Origin of the sequence: Flavobacterium lacisediminis, from assembly GCF_025909975.1 — a bacterium.
GTDB classification, from domain to species: domain Bacteria; phylum Bacteroidota; class Bacteroidia; order Flavobacteriales; family Flavobacteriaceae; genus Flavobacterium; species Flavobacterium lacisediminis.
The window spans coordinates 317,296-337,520 of record NZ_JAPCIO010000003.1 but is presented as its reverse complement, the minus strand read 5'-3'; the positions used below and the strand labels follow the sequence as shown (position 1 = coordinate 337,520).

23 protein-coding genes and 1 pseudogene are annotated in these 20,225 nt (G+C 33.8%); 20 read left to right on the top strand and 4 right to left on the bottom strand.

Going from position 1 to position 20,225, the window contains the following annotated elements; translation table 11 throughout:
* Nucleotides 1–67 precede the first annotated feature (67 nt).
* The 3 genes from OJ995_RS06815 (at nt 68) to OJ995_RS06805 (ending at nt 2,626) form a co-directional block, all read left to right on the top strand.
* Nucleotides 68–757 carry a tetratricopeptide repeat protein gene (locus tag OJ995_RS06815; RefSeq protein WP_264368733.1) on the top strand — a complete coding sequence of 230 codons (690 nt, stop codon included), beginning with the start codon at nt 68–70 and terminating at the stop codon, nt 755–757.
* A 70-nt stretch (nt 758–827) separates the two neighbouring features.
* Entirely contained in the window at nt 828–2,183 is a 1,356-nt protein-coding gene (locus OJ995_RS06810) for a UDP-N-acetylmuramate--L-alanine ligase (RefSeq protein ID WP_264368732.1), read from the top strand.
* Between the two features lie 14 nt (nt 2,184–2,197).
* Entirely contained in the window at nt 2,198–2,626 is a 429-nt protein-coding gene (locus OJ995_RS06805; protein WP_264368731.1) for a hypothetical protein, read from the top strand.
* Nucleotides 2,627–2,633: 7 nt separating this feature from the next.
* On the opposite strand, the gene OJ995_RS06800 is transcribed toward OJ995_RS06805, so the two are convergent.
* Complete coding sequence (locus OJ995_RS06800; RefSeq protein ID WP_264368730.1) at nt 2,634–3,275, bottom strand: DUF1287 domain-containing protein; 642 nt, start codon at nt 3,273–3,275, stop codon at nt 2,634–2,636.
* 105 nt (nt 3,276–3,380) lie between these two features.
* Between OJ995_RS06800 and radC the strand changes: the two genes are divergently transcribed.
* The 7 genes and pseudogenes from radC (at nt 3,381) to OJ995_RS06765 (ending at nt 9,109) form a co-directional block, all read left to right on the top strand.
* The gene (gene radC / locus OJ995_RS06795; protein WP_264368729.1) at nt 3,381–4,064 is read left to right on the top strand and encodes a RadC family protein; all 684 of its coding nucleotides are present in this window, start codon (nt 3,381–3,383) and stop codon (nt 4,062–4,064) included.
* An 89-nt stretch (nt 4,065–4,153) separates the two neighbouring features.
* Nucleotides 4,154–4,813, top strand: a pseudogene (locus OJ995_RS06790) (superoxide dismutase); the annotation flags it as partial.
* Nucleotides 4,814–5,280: 467 nt separating this feature from the next.
* Nucleotides 5,281–5,910 carry an ABC transporter ATP-binding protein gene (locus OJ995_RS06785; protein ID WP_264368728.1) on the top strand — a complete coding sequence of 210 codons (630 nt, stop codon included), beginning with the start codon at nt 5,281–5,283 and terminating at the stop codon, nt 5,908–5,910.
* Nucleotides 5,907–7,166, top strand: coding sequence for an ABC transporter permease (locus tag OJ995_RS06780; protein WP_264368727.1), 1,260 nt, complete (start codon nt 5,907–5,909; stop codon nt 7,164–7,166). The genes OJ995_RS06785 and OJ995_RS06780 overlap by 4 nt, the downstream gene beginning before the upstream one ends.
* Nucleotides 7,159–7,650, top strand: coding sequence for a hypothetical protein (locus tag OJ995_RS06775; protein WP_264368726.1), 492 nt, complete (start codon nt 7,159–7,161; stop codon nt 7,648–7,650). Before OJ995_RS06780 ends, OJ995_RS06775 begins: the two co-directional genes overlap by 8 nt.
* Nucleotides 7,651–7,700: 50 nt before the next feature.
* Nucleotides 7,701–8,393 carry a YjjG family noncanonical pyrimidine nucleotidase gene (locus OJ995_RS06770; protein ID WP_264368725.1) on the top strand — a complete coding sequence of 231 codons (693 nt, stop codon included), beginning with the start codon at nt 7,701–7,703 and terminating at the stop codon, nt 8,391–8,393.
* A gap of 134 nt (nt 8,394–8,527) precedes the next feature.
* Nucleotides 8,528–9,109, top strand: coding sequence for a hypothetical protein (locus OJ995_RS06765; protein WP_264368724.1), 582 nt, complete (start codon nt 8,528–8,530; stop codon nt 9,107–9,109).
* Between the two features lie 3 nt (nt 9,110–9,112).
* Here OJ995_RS06765 and OJ995_RS06760 read toward each other — a convergent pair whose 3' ends face one another.
* Complete coding sequence (locus OJ995_RS06760) at nt 9,113–10,390, bottom strand: replication-associated recombination protein A (protein WP_264368723.1); 1,278 nt, start codon at nt 10,388–10,390, stop codon at nt 9,113–9,115.
* A gap of 72 nt (nt 10,391–10,462) precedes the next feature.
* Between OJ995_RS06760 and OJ995_RS06755 the strand changes: the two genes are divergently transcribed.
* Nucleotides 10,463–11,215 carry a rhomboid family intramembrane serine protease gene (locus OJ995_RS06755; protein WP_264368722.1) on the top strand — a complete coding sequence of 251 codons (753 nt, stop codon included), beginning with the start codon at nt 10,463–10,465 and terminating at the stop codon, nt 11,213–11,215.
* A gap of 52 nt (nt 11,216–11,267) precedes the next feature.
* Here OJ995_RS06755 and rlmB read toward each other — a convergent pair whose 3' ends face one another.
* Nucleotides 11,268–12,002, bottom strand: a complete 735-nt coding sequence (rlmB, locus tag OJ995_RS06750) for a 23S rRNA (guanosine(2251)-2'-O)-methyltransferase RlmB (protein WP_153200730.1) — start codon at nt 12,000–12,002, stop codon at nt 11,268–11,270.
* A 53-nt stretch (nt 12,003–12,055) separates the two neighbouring features.
* On the bottom strand, nt 12,056–13,717 hold the full coding sequence (locus OJ995_RS06745; RefSeq protein WP_264368721.1) for a BamA/TamA family outer membrane protein: 1,662 nt from the start codon (nt 13,715–13,717) through the stop codon (nt 12,056–12,058).
* Between the two features lie 214 nt (nt 13,718–13,931).
* On the opposite strand from OJ995_RS06745, the gene rpsL reads away from it, so the two are divergent.
* From rpsL to rpsS, 9 genes are all read left to right on the top strand, one after another.
* On the top strand, nt 13,932–14,339 hold the full coding sequence (rpsL, locus tag OJ995_RS06740) for a 30S ribosomal protein S12 (protein WP_026725646.1): 408 nt from the start codon (nt 13,932–13,934) through the stop codon (nt 14,337–14,339).
* A 24-nt stretch (nt 14,340–14,363) separates the two neighbouring features.
* Complete coding sequence (gene rpsG / locus OJ995_RS06735) at nt 14,364–14,840, top strand: 30S ribosomal protein S7 (protein ID WP_008254499.1); 477 nt, start codon at nt 14,364–14,366, stop codon at nt 14,838–14,840.
* An 11-nt stretch (nt 14,841–14,851) separates the two neighbouring features.
* A complete protein-coding gene (gene fusA / locus OJ995_RS06730; RefSeq protein ID WP_264368720.1) occupies nt 14,852–17,008 on the top strand; it encodes an elongation factor G in 2,157 nt (718 codons plus the stop codon).
* Between the two features lie 11 nt (nt 17,009–17,019).
* Nucleotides 17,020–17,325, top strand: a complete 306-nt coding sequence (rpsJ, locus tag OJ995_RS06725) for a 30S ribosomal protein S10 (protein ID WP_009779180.1) — start codon at nt 17,020–17,022, stop codon at nt 17,323–17,325.
* A 234-nt stretch (nt 17,326–17,559) separates the two neighbouring features.
* Nucleotides 17,560–18,177, top strand: coding sequence for a 50S ribosomal protein L3 (rplC, locus tag OJ995_RS06720; RefSeq protein ID WP_264368719.1), 618 nt, complete (start codon nt 17,560–17,562; stop codon nt 18,175–18,177).
* Nucleotides 18,177–18,806 carry a 50S ribosomal protein L4 gene (rplD, locus tag OJ995_RS06715; RefSeq protein ID WP_264368718.1) on the top strand — a complete coding sequence of 210 codons (630 nt, stop codon included), beginning with the start codon at nt 18,177–18,179 and terminating at the stop codon, nt 18,804–18,806. The genes rplC and rplD overlap by 1 nt, the downstream gene beginning before the upstream one ends.
* A gap of 7 nt (nt 18,807–18,813) precedes the next feature.
* Complete coding sequence (gene rplW, locus OJ995_RS06710) at nt 18,814–19,104, top strand: 50S ribosomal protein L23 (protein WP_264368717.1); 291 nt, start codon at nt 18,814–18,816, stop codon at nt 19,102–19,104.
* A 6-nt stretch (nt 19,105–19,110) separates the two neighbouring features.
* Complete coding sequence (gene rplB, locus OJ995_RS06705; protein ID WP_264368716.1) at nt 19,111–19,935, top strand: 50S ribosomal protein L2; 825 nt, start codon at nt 19,111–19,113, stop codon at nt 19,933–19,935.
* 10 nt (nt 19,936–19,945) lie between these two features.
* Nucleotides 19,946–20,224, top strand: a complete 279-nt coding sequence (gene rpsS / locus OJ995_RS06700) for a 30S ribosomal protein S19 (RefSeq protein WP_008254487.1) — start codon at nt 19,946–19,948, stop codon at nt 20,222–20,224.
* Nucleotide 20,225 lies beyond the last annotated feature (1 nt).

The window sequence follows — 20,225 nt, the reverse complement described above, 5'->3', positions numbered from 1 at the left end:
TTAAAAAATCTAATATAAATCATTTTGTAAGTAAAATTAACTAAAATCATTTCACTATTTTTGAAAAATGAAAATTATCCAATTGTTTTTTCTAATGCTTTCGTTTTCAGTCTTTTCACAATCAACGTTTGAAAAGGCCGAGAAATTGTATGCCCAAAAAAAATATAACGAAGCTGAAAAACTATTTTCAGAACATTTAAAATCGCAACCTAATCACGCCAAAACCATTGAATATCTTGGTGACATTGCTGGACATCAAAAAGATTGGGATGTAGCGATTACTAACTATAAAAAACTAAAAGTTAGTTATCCCAAAAACGCTAATTATTGGTACAAATATGGTGGCGCATTGGGAATGAAAGCTAAAGAATCTAATAAATTCAAAGCTTTAGGAATGATTGACGAAGTAGAAGAATCGTTTTTAACTGCAGCTAAATTAGATAGTAAACATATCGAAACACGTTGGGCATTAGTAATGTTGTATATCGAACTGCCAGGAATCATTGGCGGAAGTGAGAAAAAAGCACAAAAGTATGCCGATGAATTAATGATGCTTTCAAAAGTGGATGGCTATTTGGCAAAAGGATATATTGATGTTTATTTTAGTCGCTATTCTAAAGCTGAAAGTCATTATAAAAAAGCGCACGAAATTGGTAATTCAAAAACTACCTTCGAAAAATTATATGACTTATATTTGAACAAGTTGAAAGACAAAACAAAAGCAAATAAGTTAAAAAGAGAATTTGAAAACAAATAGTGTAATTGTTGAAATGAAGAATCGTTTAATCGATTTAACAAATTAACAGTTTAACAATTCAACATAAATAATGAGAACACATTTCATAGCAATCGGCGGAGCAGCCATGCACAATTTAGCATTAGCATTACACAACAAAGGATATCATGTAACTGGTAGCGATGACGCAATTTTTGAACCTTCAAAATCACGTTTAGAGAAAAAGGGATTGTTGCCAGCCGAGGAAGGTTGGTTTCCTGAAAAAATCACAACGGATATCGAAGCGATAATTTTAGGAATGCACGCTAAAGCGGATAATCCAGAATTGTTAAAAGCACAAGAATTAGGTTTGAAGATTTATTCGTATCCTGAATTTTTATACGAGCAATCGAAAAATAAAACCCGAGTGGTGATTGGTGGTTCACACGGAAAAACCACAATTACTTCGATGATTTTACACGTAATGCATTATCACAATATCGAAGTGGATTATATGGTGGGAGCACAACTAGAAGGTTTTGATACGATGGTGCATTTAACTGAAGATAATGATTTTATTGTGCTAGAAGGTGATGAATATTTGACTTCTCCAATCGATTTGCGACCAAAATTTCATTTGTACCAACCCAATATCGCCTTATTATCAGGAATTGCTTGGGATCATATCAATGTATTTCCAACATTTGATAATTATGTAGAACAATTTAGAATTTTCGCTAACCAAATCACGCGTGGCGGAATTTTAGTCTATAATGAAGAAGACGAAGCCGTAAAAGCAGTAGCCGAAGGAACCGAAAATCCAATCCGAAAAATTCCTTACCAAACACCAAGTTACACAGTAGAAAACGGAACCACGTTGTTAGATACTCCAGAAGGCCCAATGCCAATTGAAGTTTTCGGCGCACACAATTTAAGCAATTTAGCCGGCGCCAAATGGATTTGCCAATGCATGGGCGTTGACGAATCCGAATTTTACGAAGCCATCGCCAGTTTCAAAGGTGCTTCAAAACGTTTAGAAAAAATTGCAGAAAGTGTCAATAAAGTCGCTTACAAAGATTTTGCACATTCGCCAAGTAAAGTTTCAGCTACTACAAAAGCGGTAAAAGCTCAATATCCAGATAGAAAATTAGTTGCTTGTTTAGAATTGCACACCTACAGCAGTTTAAATGCTGAGTTCTTAAAAGAATACCAAGGCGCTTTAGATGCAGCCGATGTAGCTGTTGTTTTCTATTCGCCCGATGCAGTAAAAATCAAGCGTTTGGAAGAAGTAACCTACGACCAAATTGCACAATCGTTCCAAAGAGAAGATTTAATCATTTACACCAATCCAGCCGAATTCAAAGACTTTTTATTCAGCCAAAATTTAGAAAACTCCGCTTTACTATTAATGAGTTCAGGAAATTACGGCGGATTGAATTTTGATGAGGTGAAAGGGTTGATAAAGTAAAATCTCGTTGATTTATGATTTATAAAATTGAAATTGGATTTTTTGATTATTTAAGAACTTTATTTTTTTCTTTATCCTCTTGGATACCTTGGTTTTTTATCCCCGACTTAAAAGGGAAAATTATTCTGGTTTGTTTACCAATCATAATTACTCTTTACTTTGTTTTAAAATTAGAATCAATAGAGTTTTATGAAAAATCAATTATAATAAGAAAAAGTTTTTTAATGTTCAATTCTACTTTAGCAAAATTTGATATTGATGAATTAAAAAAAGTAAAAATTTATTATTCTAAATCACTGGCCGATTATGGATATATTATTAGTTTTAATTTTTGGAAGTTAAAAAAAGAAGATATTACTGTGAGATTATATTCGAGAGAAATAGATTTAGACTTTTTAGATAAATTTTTCAGTGGCGGTAGAAAAGATTTCGAAAAAGAATAAATTAGAATCATTTCCCATATCTAAAATGCCCAACAATTTTCCAACTGAACAGACAATCTTCCAAAACTTGTCCGCTTCCAACGTTGTGCACAATCATTGGGTTGCCATTGCTTGATTTAATGTGCGTTACAATACCAATATGCGGTAATTTGTCACCAATCATCCAAGTAACTAAATCACCCGTTTTATAATCTTTTGGATTTTGCGTAATAGGTAAAGTTTTTCCTTTTCGAGCAAAGAAAATTTCTAAATTAGGAACTCTTCTATGGTCGATGTTTTTATCAGTAGTTTTTAAACCCCATTTTTTTAAATTAGGATACAAAGTAAAGTTAGCTTTCATATCTTCATGCACTTCTTTTTGCAAATCAATTCCTAGTTTTCGATAGGCACGAATCACAACATCCGAACAAACACCAGTTTTCGCAGGAACATCACCATTTGGATATTTTATCCCAACATAATCCGGAGTATAAACCACTTCAGGATCAATTATCGAAATCGCTGCATTAGATAGTTTTTCATAGAAATCAGTTGGGTTTTCTATGAGTTGAGTTGCTGGTTTTGATTCAGATATGTTTTTAGTACTAGTTTCGGGTTTTTTACATCCAAAAGAAAAACATATTAAAAGAAGAGGAAGAATTAGCTTCATGTTTTATTAATTGTTGTTGATTTAAACGCAATTTTTAAGCCATTTATTTTGAGGTGTTTAAAAAATTAATTTACTTTGTTTTTATAAACGCCAAAATAAATTTTTATGTACACGCCAATCAATCAATGGGCTGAAGACGATCGCCCACGTGAAAAGTTTCTTCTTAAAGGTAAATCTACCTTATCTGATTCCGAATTACTTGCTATTTTAATTGGTTCCGGTTCTCGTAATGAGAGCGCCGTGCAATTGTGTCAACGCATTTTAGCTTCCTCCGAAAACAATCTGAATACTTTAGGAAAAATGTCGGTTTCCCAACTTATGCAATTCAAAGGAATTGGTGAAGCTAAAGCTATTTCTATTGCTGCAGCATTAGAATTAGGAAGAAGACGCAGGGCCGAAGACGTTATTGAACTCAAAAAAATCACTTCCAGTAAAGCAGTTTTCGATATCATGCAACCAATTATTGGCGAATTGCCTCACGAAGAATTTTGGGTATTGTATCTCAATAATTCCAATAAAGTCATCTACAAAGCCCAACTCTCAAAAGGCGGAATCACAGGTACAGTCGTGGATATTCGCATAATTTTCAAAATAGCTTTCGAGCAAAATGCAACGGGTTTAATTCTTTCTCATAATCATCCATCAGGAAAATTAATGGCAAGCGAAGCTGATTTAAAGATTACCAAAAGAATAAAAGAAGCAGGCCAAACTTTAGAAATCCAGGTTTTAGATCATCTTATTATTACTGAAAATGGTTATTTGAGTTTTCAGGATGAAGGGATTTTCTAAAATTTAAATTTCAGAATTATGGAAATTTTAAGATTTGGTAGTTTTTTATCTAACTGATAAGCTGTATTTTTATCAAAAATTAATACAACATGAAAAATATAAAACTTTTAGTTGCCACACTTTTAGTAACATTAACAGCATCGGCTCAATTTACACAAAAAGCTTTGCCTTATGCGTATAATGCTTTGGAGCCATTTGTAGATGCGCAAACTATGGAAATTCATTACAGTAAGCACCATGCGGCTTATGTTAAAAATCTAAATACGGCTTTAGCAGGAACAGCTGATGAAAAATTAAGTTTAAACGAAATTTTTGCAAAAGTTTCTACTATGCCAGCAGTTGTTCGTAACAATGCAGGTGGACATTACAATCATGAATTGTTTTGGTCGGTATTAACACCTGAGAAAAACACTAAGATGTCTGCCGAATTAGAAAAAGCAGTAATTGAAACTTTTGGAAGTTTTGATGTGTTGAAAGAAAAATTAAATGCTGCTGGAGCAAGTCGTTTTGGTTCAGGTTGGGCTTGGTTGGTTGTAACTAAAGAAGGGAAATTAGTAGTGAGTTCAACTCCAAATCAAGACAATCCATTAATGGATATTGCGGAAGTAAAAGGAACGCCAATCTTCGGAATTGATGTTTGGGAACATGCGTATTACTTAAAATACCAAAACAAAAGAGGCGATTATTTATCTGCTTTATGGAATGTAGTAAACTGGACAGAAGTAAGCAAAAGATACAAGGCAGCAATGCCAAAACCTGACACTTTTGCTTCTTGGCCAGAAATCAAAACGTTTCACAAAGTGATGTCGCAAACTTTCCATCCAAGTGAAGAAGGGAATTTGCAACCTATCAAAGAAAGAAGCGCTGAAATGGCTGAAAAAGCAAATGCTTTAAAAATGGCTAAAATTCCAGCAGAATTCAATAAAAAAGAAATTGTGGCTGCGGTAAATAAATTAGCTAAAGACAGTAAAGCGTTGGATAAATTAGTAAAATCGAAAGCAGCTGATGCAAAAATCACTAAAGCTTTAAATGGTTTACACGACACTTTTCATACTATTGTTGGATTGTGTACTCATGATGAAGAATAGTATTTAAAATTAAAATATAAATGCCTTGTGATGAAAGTAAATCACAAGGTTTTTTATTAGAAATTATTTAAGAAATTTTTCTAACCAATTTCTTATCTTGCAACACTAAAATTAATGTTCGTTGAACTATGATTAGCACCAAAAACATCACTTTTTCCTACTCAAAAGACCAAGTCTTTCACATGCCCGATTTGTATTGTGAAGCAGGAAGCACTTTGTTGATTACAGGTGATTCTGGGAAAGGAAAAACCACCTATTTACATATTTTAGCAGGCTTGTTAAAACCCAAAACAGGCGCAATTGAAATCGATAAAACCGATATTGTAACACTTTCTGAAAAAGCAACCGATAAATTTCGTGGAAAGCATATTGGAGTGGTTTTTCAAAAATCACATTTCATTGGCGCTTTATCGGTTTTGGAAAATTTAGAAATGGCTAGTTGGTTGGCAACGGGTAAAAAACATACTAAAAGAGCTAAGAAATTATTAGAACAATTGGGAATCGAAAACCAAGCGTCTAAATTACCATCGCAGCTAAGTATTGGACAACAACAACGTGTTTCAATTGCACGAGCGTTAATGAACGAACCAAAAGTGTTGTTAGCTGACGAACCCACATCAAGTTTAGATGATAAAAATGCAGAAAAAGTAATCGAATTGCTAACTTCTTTATCAAAAGAACACAAAGCAGCTTTGCTAATCGTTACGCATGATAACCGAATTAAAGAAAGATTTATCAATAAAATTACCTTGATATGATAGCAAAATTAGCATGGAAAAATATATGGTTTAAACCATTAAATACCATCTTGAGTGTTATTTTGCTAACCTCAAGTGTTGCGATTATTACGACTTTAGTTTTAGTCGAAAAACAATTTGAAGAAAAATTTTCAAGCAATATTGACGGAGTTGATTTGGTAATGGGCGCGCAAGGAAGTCCGTTGCAATTGATATTGTCTTCGGTGTATCAAGTAGATTCTCCTACAGGAAATATTAGTTACGATTCTGCAAAAGTTTGGATGCAACATCCGTTTGTTCAAAAAGCGATTCCGTTAGCATTTGGAGATAATTATCGCGGTTATAAAATCTTAGGAACAACGCCTGATTATTTAGAAAAATATGGAGCAAAAATTTCCGAAGGAAAACTTTTCGAAAAGAATTTCGAAGTCGTAATCGGAAGTGATATTGCTAAAAAATTAAGCTTAAAAATTGGAGATGAGTTCTTCGGTTCTCATGGTGATGCTGCTGAAGGAGAAGTTCATGACCATTATGCCTACAAAGTTGTCGGAATTGCAAAACCAACAGGGAAAGTAGTAGATAATTTGATTTTATGTACGATTCCAAGTGTTTGGCAAATGCACGGCGGACACGAAGAAGCAGAAAATCCAGCACATGGAGAAGAAGGTCACGTTCATGTAGAAGGAGAAGAACATCATGAAGAAGTCGACATGACTTTAGATGAACCTGGTATGGAAATCACAGCTGTTTTACTAAAATTCCGCAATAAAATGGGAATTGTAACTTGGCCAAGAATCATCGCACAAAATACTAAAATGCAAGTCGCTTCACCAGCAATTGAAGTCAATCGTTTGTTTTCTTTATTCGGAATTGGAATTTCAGCTTTACAATATTTAGCATACGGAATCATGTTGATTTCAGGAATTTCGATTTTCATCGCACTTTACAACACATTAAAAGAACGCGAGAATGAATTTGCCTTAATGCGTGTCAACGGAGCCAAAAGACTACAACTTTTAAAAGTGGTAATGATTGAAAGTTTGCTTTTATGTGTAGTTGGATTTATTTTTGGTACGATTTTGGGAAGAGTAGGATTAAGTATGTTATCCAACTCAGCTGAAGAAGATTTCAAAATGAGTTTCAATCCATACGAATTTATTTGGGAGAAAGAGGGAACTCTATTTTTACTAACTATATTTGTGGGCTTTATTGCTGCGTTAATTCCAGCCGTAAAAGCATACAATTTAAATATTTCAAAAACATTAGCCAATGCGTAATTATATTAAATTAAGTTTAGCTTTAGTCGTTTTTATTTCGATGATGAGCTTTTCAGATAGCACAACTTCAACTGTAAAAGCTACTACTAAAACATCAGTAGCAGCAGATACACTAACATGGAAAATGTTGGGCGATATCAAATACGTTCGCAAGAAACATGCAACTTATGGCGAAGTGGAATTTCCACAAGTGAACATGAAATTGAAAATGATGCAAAAGAAAACCGTTTTCATGAGCGGATTCATTGTGCCAATCGATAACAAAAATTATGCATTGAGTAAAAACGTTTTCGCCGCTTGTTTCTTCTGCGGAAAATCAGGACCAGAAACTATTGCGGGTATCAAATTTAAAGGTGGTGCTTTTCCAAAGTTAAAAACAGATACGTATGTAACTTTAAAAGGGACTTTTAGATACAACGAAACCGATGTGGAAGATTGGATTTACCATATCGAAGATGCTGTAATTATCTCTCAAAGTAAATAATTTAGAAGCCCATTCGTTTGGGCTTTTTTTAATCACTCAAACATATAGCATTGCAATCATTCCAACATAAAAAACATCTCTTTTTCGATTTAGATCACACGCTTTGGGATTTTGATAAAAATTCAGGATTTGCGTTTGACACGATTTTCAAACAACAAGGATTTGATATTGAATTATCGGATTTTTTGAATATTTACATTCCGAGAAACCAACATTATTGGAAATTGTACCAAGTGAATCAAATCTCGCATGATGATTTACGTTATTATCGTTTGAAAGACGTTTTTGATGCGTTACATTTTGAAGTTTCCGACGAAATGATTCATCATTTGTCCGAAGAATATATCAAATATTTACCCGAATACAATCATCTTTTTGATGGCGCTATTGAATTATTGGATTATCTAAAACCAAAATATCAATTGCATATTATTACCAACGGTTTTGCATCGGTTCAAACCAAAAAAATGAAAAATTCCAATATTGATCATTATTTTGAAACGATAACCAATTCAGAAATGGCTGGAGTTAAAAAACCACATAAAAACATATTCGATTTTGCCTTATCTTTGGCGAAAGCTTCAAAAGAGGAAAGTCTAATGATAGGTGATAGTTACGAAGCTGATATCGTTGGAGCACAAGAAGCCGGAATAGAAGCGGTGTTTTTCAATGAACAAAATATTGAAGTAGAAAATCCTGTATTTCAGGTTAAACATTTATTAGAATTAAAAAATATTTTATAGTTATGAAGAAGTTCGTTTTGTTATTTGTTTTGTTTGTTTACTCATTTTCTTTTTCTCAAGAAAATTATAAATATGTTATTGTACCTAAAAAGTTCAGTTTCTTTAAGGAGGAAAATAAATATAATTTGAATGCTATGACAAAATCTTTTTTTGAAAAAGAAGGGTTTGAAGTGTATTTTGATACAGATGAATTTCCTAAAGAATTGGCAGAAAATCGTTGTTTAGCTTTGCTTGTTAATGCTGGAGAAGATAGCAATATGTTTTCTACCAAAGTTTCAGTAGAGTTAAAAGACTGTTATAATAAAGTTTTATATACTAGTGATTTAGGTGTAAGTAAGGAAAAAGAATTTAAAAAAGCTTATACAGAAGCATTTAGGGAATCGTTAAGTTCAATGAAAGGGCAATTAAAAATAAAAGTTACCTCTGATAAATTAGCGGAAAAAACAAATGAAGTGGTTGAAACAGTGCCATCAAAAAAATCTAATACTATAATTAATACAAGTGAACTTCGTGCAGTTGCTACAGATGCAGGTTATAATTTAGTAAATTATTCAGATAATGTAGTTATGGTGCTTTATAGTACATCATTAGATACTGTTTTTCTTGCAGGTAAAGAAAGTTTTAAAGGAGTTCTTTTGAAGAAAAATAGCGGTTGGTTTTTCGAATATGATTTTGACGGAAAAGTGTATTCTGAAAAAATTGAGGTTAAGTTTTAAGACTTAATACCCATATTTATCCTTCCATCTGTTCTTCAAAAACTGACGTAATTCTTTTTCACGTGCATTTTCGCCGGGTTCAAAGAATTTAGTTTCTGAAATTTCGGTAGGTAAAAACTCTTGCTCGGCAAAGTTGTTAGGGAAATCGTGCGAGTATTTATATTCTTCTCCGTAACCTAACTCTTTCATTAATTTAGTTGGCGCATTTCTTAAATGAATTGGTACGGGTAAGTCGCCAGTTTGTTTTACCATTTGTTGTGCTTTTCCAATCGCCATATAACTTGCGTTACTTTTTGCTGAAGTCGCCAAGTAAATCGCACACTGGCTCAAAATAATGCGACTTTCAGGATAACCAATAGTTGCCACAGCTTGAAAAGCATTATTTGCCATGATAAAAGCTGTTGGATTGGCATTTCCGATATCTTCACTGGCTAAGATTAGCATTCTTCGAGCGATGAATTTAACATCTTCGCCACCTTCAATCATTCGAGCTAACCAATAAACAGCACCATTTGGGTCACTTCCTCGAATGGATTTGATAAAAGCCGAAACAATATCATAATGTTGTTCGCCTGTTTTGTCATACAACACTGTATTTTTTTGAACCAATTGCATGACTTTTTCATTCGTAATTTCAATGGTATCGCTTTCGGTTGCATTAATTACTAATTCGAAAATATTTAATAATTTTCTACCATCACCACCTGAAAGCCTTAATAATGCCTCGGTTTCTTTTAATTGGATATTTTTATTTTGTAGCTGAACATCAGTTTTCATAGCACGATGTAATAACGCTTCTAAATCGACTTTGGTAAATGCATTCAACACATATACCTGACATCTTGACAATAAAGCGGGAATGACCTCAAAACTCGGATTTTCAGTCGTTGCACCAATCAATGTTATCCAACCTTTTTCCACTGCTGCCAATAAAGAATCTTGTTGCGATTTGCTAAAGCGATGAATCTCATCGATAAATAAAATCGGATTTTTAGCTGTGAATAAACCACTGCTTTGTTTCGCTTTTTCAATTACCTCACGTATGTCTTTTACACCCGAATGTATGGCGCTCAGTTGGTAAAACGGACGTTTACTTTCTTGTGCCATAATTTGTGCCAATGTAGTTTTTCCAGTTCCAGGTGGTCCCCATAAAATCAAACTTGGAATTAATCCTTTGGCAATTTGTTGCGTTAACGAACCTTCAGGTCCAACTAAATGCAATTGGCTGATGTAATCCGATAATTGTTGTGGGCGTATGCGTTCGGCTAATGGTTGATTCATGACGTAAAATTACAATTTTATGACAAATGTGCATAGAAATATTTTTGGCTTTATCTTTGAGTTCGATTCAGTATGGAAAAACATCACGATAATCCTTTTCAGTTTACAAAAGCGGTCATTTTATTACCGCTATTTTTTGTATTGACTTTATGGTCGGTTTTTTGGTATGAATTGCAATTTCAAGATAATTTGTCGCATTTTGGAGTTTATCCAAGAGAAGTTTATGGATTAAAAGGAATTTTATTTAGTCCGTTTTTGCATGGCGATGTTGAACATTTGGCAAACAATTCTGTTGCTTTGTTAGTGTTGTTGCCAATATTGAGGTATTTCTACAAAGAGCAATCGTTTGTGGTGTTGTTTTTAGGAATTATATTCTCAGGATTAGGAACTTGGTTGTTGGGAAGACCAAGTTACCACATTGGTGCGAGCGGATTAATCTATGCTTTAGTGAGTTTTATTTTCTTCAAAGGTATTTTTACCAAATATTACCGATTGGTAGCTTTATCATTCACCATCGTAATTTTATATGGTGGAAGCGTTTGGTATATGTTTCCAAATGTAAAAGAAGGTATTTCTTGGGAAGGACATTTAGCAGGATTTCTTGTAGGATTAGCCTTAGCTTTAGTTCTAAAAACACCGCAATTTTCAAAACCGATTTTTTACGAATGGGAAAAACCCGATTTCAATTCAGAACTCGATCCATTTATGAAAAATTTCGACGAAAAAGGAAATTTCAATCCACCACCAAAACCAGAAGAAGTAATTCGAGAATACTTCAATTCTTCTATGAAAGTGGTGTATGAGTTTTTAGGAGGGAAGAAGTAAAAAAAGCCACCATTATTTGGAGGCTTTTATAAAAGTATATCAAGTATAATTATTACATTCTCTGTCTCAAAGCCTCATACAAAAATGCACCACAAGCCACTGAAACATTCAATGATTCGATTGTTCCAAACATAGGTAATTTTGCTTTTTCATCTACAATTTTTAATACTGAAGGGTTTACACCTCTGTCTTCGCTACCCATAATAATAGCAACGCCTTCGTTGAAGTTGATGTCGTAAATGTGTTGTTCTGTTTTTTCAGTTGCTGCAACGGTTTTAATTCCAGAACCTTGCAAATAGAAAATAGCATCTTTAATGTGATCTACTTTGCAAATCGGCACATTAAAAACCGCACCAGCCGAAGTTTTAACGGTATCACCATTCACAGGAGCCGAACCTTGTTTTTGAATTATGATTCCGTCAACACCAGTACATTCTGCTGTTCTGATGATAGCGCCAAAGTTACGCGCATCTGACAATTGATCTAAAATTAGGAATAAAGGTTTTTTACCACTTTCGATAACACCTTCTACTAAAGTTTCTAATGAAACAAAAGAAATTGGAGCAATGGTTGCCACCGCACCTTGGTGATTATTTGGAGTTAATCGGTTTAGTTTTTCAACAGGAACGTATGAAAAGTTGATGTTATTTCTTTTCATTGTTTTCATCAAATCTTGCATCAAGTCGCCTTGTGCATCTTTTTGAACGAATACTTTATCAATTTCCTTTTTAGCGTTAATTGCTTCAATTATTGCTCTAATCCCGAATATTTGGTTGTCTTTTTCCATGGCGCAAAGATAGGATTTTAGTTTGATTTTTTGATGGTTTCAAAATGTCCGAATTAAAAATTCGTTTTAAAACTAATATGCACAATTGAATTCGAAAGTTTTATCGCTTGTTCGCTAGTGCTTCCGTTAGCGTAAACCAAATTAAAAAGACCATTTTTGGTAAATAATCCAAATCCGAATCCCAAACCTAATAATCGGTCTTCTGTATTAGAAGTTTTGTCTTGAAAATAGCCAAAATCGGTTATGGAATGTAAGTATAAATTAGAAGCGACTAAATAACGATATTCCGCAATGATTCCGGTATAAGCATTAGCTTGTAAGTTATTTTCATTAAAACCTCGTATCGAATTGATGCCTCCAAATCGGAACAGCTCGTTAATTACATAATCGTCACTTTGTAAATAAAAAGTTTGATTTCTTAGATGAATACTATTTTTGGGATTCAAATTCACATTGTAACTCAAATCCAATTGAGTAAAAAACTGACTTGTTTTTTGAGATTCAATCGTTCTATTTCCTGTTCCAAATTTTACAAAAACTTTTGCTTTTTCAGGAAAAATAAAACTATCAGGATTTAATTCAAGATGTTCAAAACTCGAGGTTAAAAAGGTATTCGTAAAATCATTCAAACTAAATGAATTCGTATTTTGAATATCAACAGAAGTGGTTTTTTGGTAACCAATAAAAGCTTTAGTGTTGTAAGCAAAATAGTAACCCAAATTCAAATCGGTAACTGTATTCTGAAAAGTGGAATCTTGTTTAAAAATCCTCAAATTTGCTTTAATTCCAATTGGACTTTTAAAAATATACGGTAATTCGGTTCCGATGTTAAATGATGTTTGTCTGTTTCCGTCGTTTTTCCAATACAAATTAAATTTTTCACCCGAATTCAAAATGTTTTGTAATTGCAAGTCTAAATAACCATTAAAAGTTAATTTGCTTTGGTCGTCATTTGAAAATCCGATAAAACCATCAAATTTATTGGGTTTCGATTTTTCAACGTAAACAAAAATCTTGGTTGAATCTTGTGTGAATAAGATTTCAGGGTATTTTAGTTGGTTAACAAATTGTAATTTTTCAAAAGCATCATTAATCTGTTTTAAATTATCCTGATTAAAAGTTGCTTTTTTTGCTTTTTTCGTAATTGCTTTTTTTATTCCTGCAGGGAATTTATCGTAACCCACAATAACAATATCAGTAATATTTCTTTTTGAGTTTAATTTCAGTTGTAAATCGGATATCAAACTGTTTTCTATTTTTCGTTGATTCACTAATTGTAAATTCGCTAAAGAATAGCCTTTCTTTTCTAGTAATGCTATTTTGTTCTTCATGAAATTTTCAACTTCATTCGTGGCAATAGTAATAGTGTCTTTCTCTAATTGTAATAGCGATTTTTCTTCAGCGGAAAGTTTACCTATATATATGCTATTATTTTTTATCGAATTTCCTAAACTATATTTAAAGACAAAACTACTATCATTCATTTTTTTCTGTTCCAACAACAACCAATCAAAAAAACCTTGATTTGTTAATTTGCTTTCAAATCGTTTTTGCTCTTCCAAAATTAACGCCACTGAAGTGTGTTTAGATTCGTATTGCAAGCTGTCAATGGTGTTGTTTTCTTTTTCAGATGTTCCTGCTATTTTTAAATAGAAGTTTTGTCCCAATGAAAATTGGAAGCATAAACAAACGATAAAAAGAAAAATAGATTTCATAGCTGTAAAGAAACGAAAAAAAGCAAAATAAATTTTATTTGTAGTAGAGTGTTGTTGGTCTATTTTTGTAACTCAATACAAATCAAATTACTACTAAAATGTAATTGTATTGAAAATTAATAAATTATGATTTGGAAAGTAAAAAATAATTCCTACATTTGCAACCCCGTAAAAAGCGGGAATTTTAAACAGTAAAAATTTTTAGTATTTAATTATGCCAACAATTCAACAATTAGTAAGAACAGGGAGAACCCAAATAACTAAGAAGAGTAAATCGGCTGCTTTAGATTCTTGTCCTCAAAGAAGAGGTGTGTGTACTCGTGTTTACACAACAACTCCTAAAAAACCAAACTCAGCAATGAGAAAGGTAGCTAGGGTTCGTTTAACAAACGGTAACGAGGTGAATGCATACATTCCTGGAGAAGGTCACAATCTACAAGAGCACTCGATAGTATTAGTTAGAGGTGGAAGAGTAAAAGATTTACCAGGTGTACGTTACCACATCGTACGTGGAGCATTAGACACTGCGGGTGTTGCAGGAAGAACACAACGTAGATCTAAGTATGGAGCAAAACGTCCAAAACCAGGACAAGCACCTGCACCAACTGGAAAGAAAAAGTAATTTAAAATCTTTTAAAGAAAAGACATGAGAAAAAGAGCGGCCAAAAAAAGACCACTTTTACCAGATCCAAAATTTAACGATCAGTTAGTAACACGTTTTGTAAACAACTTAATGTGGGATGGTAAAAAATCAACAGCTTTTAAAGTTTTCTATGATGCATTAGATATCGTTGAAGCTAAAAAGCAAGATGCAGAAAAAACTGCTTTAGAAGTATGGAAAGATGCATTAACAAATGTTATGCCTCACGTAGAAGTTCGTTCACGAAGAGTGGGTGGAGCTACATTCCAAATTCCAATGCAAATTCGTCCAGATAGAAAAATTTCTTATTCTATGAAATGGATGATTCTTTATGCAAGAAGAAGAAATGAAAAATCAATGGCAGGTAAGTTAGCTTCTGAAATTTTAGCTGCGGCTAAAGAAGAAGGTGCTGCTGTTAAGAAAAGAATGGATACTCACAAAATGGCAGATGCTAATAAAGCATTCTCTCACTTTAGATTTTAATTCATACAGAAATGGCTAGAGATTTAAAATATACAAGAAATATTGGAATTGCTGCTCACATTGATGCTGGTAAAACAACAACAACTGAGCGTATCTTATTCTATACAGGAAAATCACACAAAATTGGTGAAGTACACGATGGTGCTGCAACAATGGACTGGATGGCACAAGAGCAAGAAAGAGGTATTACAATTACTTCAGCTGCTACAACTTGTGAATGGAATTTCCCAACAGAGCAAGGAAAAGTATTGCCAGAGTCAAAATCATACCACTTTAATATTATCGATACACCGGGACACGTTGACTTTACAGTTGAGGTAAACCGTTCGTTACGTGTATTAGATGGTTTAGTGTTTTTATTTAGTGCAGTTGATGGTGTTGAGCCTCAATCTGAAACTAACTGGAGATTAGCTGACCAATATAGAGTTCCGCGTATGGGATTCGTAAACAAAATGGACCGTCAAGGTTCTAACTTCTTAGCGGTTTGTCAACAAGTTAGAGAGATGTTAAAATCTAACGCTGTTGCAATTACTTTACCAATTGGTGAAGAAAATGACTTTAAAGGAGTTGTTGACTTAGTAAAAAACCAAGCTATTATTTGGCATGACGAAACTCAAGGGGCAACTTTTGATATCGTGCCTATTCCGGCTGATATGGTTGACGAAGTAAAAGAATATCGTTCAATTTTAATTGAAGAGATTGCTACTTACGACGAAAACTTGTTGGAAAAATACATGGAAGATGAAAACTCTATTACTGAGGATGAAATCAATTCAGCTTTAAGAGCTGCTACAATTGACATGGCTATCATTCCTATGATTGCTGGTTCTTCTTTCAAAAATAAAGGTGTTCAGTTCATGTTAGATGCGGTATGTAAGTACTTACCATCGCCAATGGATAAAGAAGGTATTGAAGGTATTCACCCTGATGATGCTGATTTATTAGAAGAAGATCAAAAGAAAATTTTACGTCGTCCTGATCCAAAAGAGCCGTTTGCAGCTTTAGCATTTAAAATTGCTACTGACCCTTATGTTGGTCGTTTAGCTTTCTTCCGTGCTTATTCAGGTCGTTTAGATGCGGGTTCTTATATCTTGAACACTCGTTCTGGAAACAAAGAGCGTATATCTCGTATTTACCAAATGCATGCTAACAAACAAAATCCAATCGAATATATTGAGGCTGGAGATATTGGAGCTGCTGTAGGATTTAAAGATATCAAGACTGGAGATACAATGTGTGATGAAAAACACCCAATTATTCTTGAGTCAATGAAATTCCCTGATCCTGTAATTGGTATCGCAATTGAGCCAAAAACAAAGGCTGACGTGGATAAAATGGGTATGGCTTTGGCTAAATTAGCTGAAGAAGATCCAACATTTACAGTTAGAACTGATGAGGCTTCAGGTCAAACGATTATTTCAGGTATGGGTGAGTTACACTTAGACATTCTTGTAGATCGTATGAAACGTGAGTTTAAAGTTGAGGTAAACCAAGGTGAGCCACAAGTAGAATATAAAGAAGCGTTCACTAAGGCAGCACAACACAGAGAGACTTATAAAAAGCAATCTGGAGGTCGTGGTAAATTTGGTGATATCGTATTCCGTTTAGAACCTGCTGATTTAGTAGACGGTAAAGCTCCTATGGGATTACAGTTTGTTAATGAAGTTAAAGGTGGTAACGTACCAAAAGAATATATTCCAGCTGTTGAAAAAGGTTTCAGAGAAGCTATGAAAGCAGGTCCTTTAGCGGGATATGCAGTAGATAGTTTAAAAGTAACTTTATTAGACGGATCTTTCCACCCTGTGGATTCTGATGCTCTTTCTTTCGAATTAGCTGCGAAAATGGGATATAAAGAAGTTGGTCGTGCTGCTGGTGCAGTTATTCTTGAGCCAATCATGAAAATCGAAGTTATTACTCCAGAAGAAAACATGGGTGATATCGTAGGTGACTTGAACCGTCGTAGAGGTCAAGTAAATGATATGGGTGATAGAAATGGTGCTAAAACTATCAAAGCTGATGTGCCTTTATCTGAAATGTTTGGTTATGTAACAACATTAAGAACATTATCATCTGGTAGAGCTACTTCAACAATGGAGTTTTCACATTATGCAGAAACACCTTCTAATATTTCAGAAGCTGTAATCAAAAAAGCAAAAGGTAACGCTTAATTTTTAAGAAAATGAGTCAAAAAATCAGAATAAAATTAAAATCTTACGATCACAATTTAGTAGACAAGTCTGCTGAGAAGATTGTAAAAACTGTAAAAAGTACAGGTGCAGTAGTAACGGGTCCAATTCCATTACCAACTCACAAAAAGATTTTTACTGTATTACGTTCTCCACACGTTAACAAAAAATCAAGAGAGCAGTTCGAATTAAGTTCATATAAGAGATTGTTAGATATCTACAGTTCTTCTTCAAAAACTATCGATGCTTTAATGAAATTAGAGTTACCAAGTGGTGTTGAAGTAGAAATCAAAGTATAATTGATTTAGATTGCAAATCGCAATAACCATAAAAAAACCGTCAATGTGAACAGCATTACGGTTTTTTTCTTATCATTTTTAGTGGGTGAAATTGCCTTTTTTGAAGGAAATTTCACTTAACTATTTATTTTTGCGATAATTAAAAAATAATTTATATATTTGCACCCTCAAAATGAGTAGTGTGCGAATACTATTTGTATTATAAATAAGAGTTTAATTAATAATTAGTTTAATATGTCTGGGTTAATCGGAAGAAAAATTGGCATGACTAGCATCTTTGATGAGAACGGGAAAAATATTCCTTGTACTGTAATCGAGTGTGGTCCATGCGTTGTTACCCAAGTCAGAACCAATGAAGTAGACGGATATTCTGCTATTCAGTTAGGTTTCGATGACAAAGCTGAAAAACGTTCTATTAAAGCTGAGTTAGGTCACTTTAAGAAAGCGGGAACAGCTGCAAAGAAAAAAGTCGTTGAATTCAAAGGTTTTGATCAGGAGTACAAATTAGGCGATGTAATCGCTGTTGACTTATTCGCTGAAGGTGAATTTGTTGATGTTGTAGGAGTTTCTAAAGGAAAAGGATTCCAAGGGGTTGTAAAACGTCATGGTTTTGGCGGTGTTGGACAAGCGACACACGGTCAACACAACCGTTTAAGAGCGCCTGGTTCTGTAGGAGCTTCATCTTATCCATCTAGAGTATTCAAAGGAATGCGTATGGCTGGAAGAATGGGAGGAGATAATGTAACAGTACAAAACCTTAGAGTTTTAAAAGTGGTAGGTGAGAAAAATCTTTTAGTTATAAAAGGTTGTGTTCCAGGTCACAAAAACTCTTATGTAATCATTCAGAAGTAATGGAAGTAAAAGTTTTAGATATCAACGGAAAAGAAACTGGAAGAAAAGTTCAACTTTCTGATTCAGTTTTCGCAATTGAGCCTAATAAACATGCTGTATATTTAGATGTAAAGCAATATTTGGCTAATCAAAGACAAGGTACTCACAAAGCTAAAGAAAGAGCTGAGGTTGCAGGAAGTACTCGTAAAATTAAAAAACAAAAAGGAACTGGTACTGCTCGTGCAGGATCTGCTAAAAATCCATTGTTTAAAGGAGGAGGTACAGTTTTTGGACCAAGACCAAGAAGCTATTCATTTAAATTGAACAAAAACTTAAAAAGATTAGCTCGTAAATCAGCTTTATCTTTAAAAGTAAATGAGTCAAATTTAGTGGTAGTTGAAGATTTTACATTTGACACACCAAACACTAAAAATTTCATTAACGTATTGAAGTCTTTAGGGTTAGAGAATAAAAAATCTTTGTTTGTGTTGGGCGATACAAATAAAAATGTATATTTGTCGTCACGCAATTTAAAAGCGTCTAGCGTTGTAACTACTTCGGAATTAAGCACTTATGCGATTTTAAACGCAAAAAGTTTAGTTCTTTTAGAAGGTGCTGTAGACGGAATTGAAGCTAATTTAAGTAAATAATAAGATTATGAGTATCATAATTAAGCCTATTATAACTGAGAAAATAACTAAAGATGGTGAAGTTTTTAACCGTTTTGGTTTTGTAGTTGCAAAAACTGCTAACAAAATTCAAATCAAAAATGCTGTTGAAGCAGCTTTTGGAGTGAATGTAGTAGCTGTTAATACATTAAACTACAGAGCTGATAGAAGTGTTAAATATACCAAAAGTGGTTTAATCAGTGGGAAAACAAATGCTTACAAAAAAGCAATTGTTCAAGTTCAAGAGGGAGAAACAATAGATTTTTATACTAATATCTAATAGAAAATGTCAGTTAGAAAATTAAAACCTATTACCCCAGGTCAGCGATTTAGAGTTGTTAATAGCTTTGACACTATTACAACTGATAAGCCGGAGCGTTCATTGATCGCACCGAAAAAAAACTCTGGAGGTAGAAATAGTCAAGGAAAAATGACCATGCGTTACACAGGCGGTGGTCACAAACAAAAGTATCGTATCATTGATTTCAAAAGAGCTAAAGTTGGAATTCCAGCAACAGTTAAAACAATCGAGTACGATCCAAATCGTTCAGCATTTATTTCATTATTGTATTATGCAGATGGAGCTAAAACTTACATCATTGCGCAAAATGGATTACAAGTTGGACAAACTGTAGTTTCTGGTGCAGAAGCGTCTCCAGAAATTGGAAATGCAATGCCTTTAAGTAAAATTCCTCTAGGAACTGTTATTTCGTGTATCGAATTAAGACCAGGTCAAGGAGCTGTAATCGCTCGTTCAGCAGGAACTTTCGCTCAGTTAATGGCAAGAGATGGAAAATATGCTACAATTAAAATGCCTTCTGGAGAAACAAGATTAATCTTGTTAACTTGTATGGCTACAATCGGAGCAGTTTCTAACTCAGACCACCAATTAATCGTATCAGGTAAAGCTGGTAGATCAAGATGGTTAGGTAGAAGACCAAGAACAAGACCAGTAGCAATGAACCCAGTTGATCACCCAATGGGAGGTGGTGAAGGACGTTCATCTGGAGGTCATCCACGTTCAAGAAAAGGTTTACCTGCTAAAGGTTATAGAACTCGTTCTAAAGTTAACCCGAGTAATAAGTATATTGTAGAACGTAGAAAGAAATAATTAGATAGACATGGCACGTTCATTAAAAAAAGGACCATTCGTTCACTTTAAATTAGAGAAGAAAGTTCAAGAAAATATTGCAGGTGGTAATAAAGGTGTTGTTAAGACTTGGTCTAGAGCATCAATGATTACTCCGGATTTCGTTGGGCAGACTATCGCAGTTCACAATGGTCGTCAATTTGTTCCAGTTTATGTAACTGAGAACATGGTAGGACACAAATTAGGAGAGTTTTCACCAACAAGATCTTTTAGAGGTCATGCTGGGGCTAAAAATAAAGGTAAAAAATAAT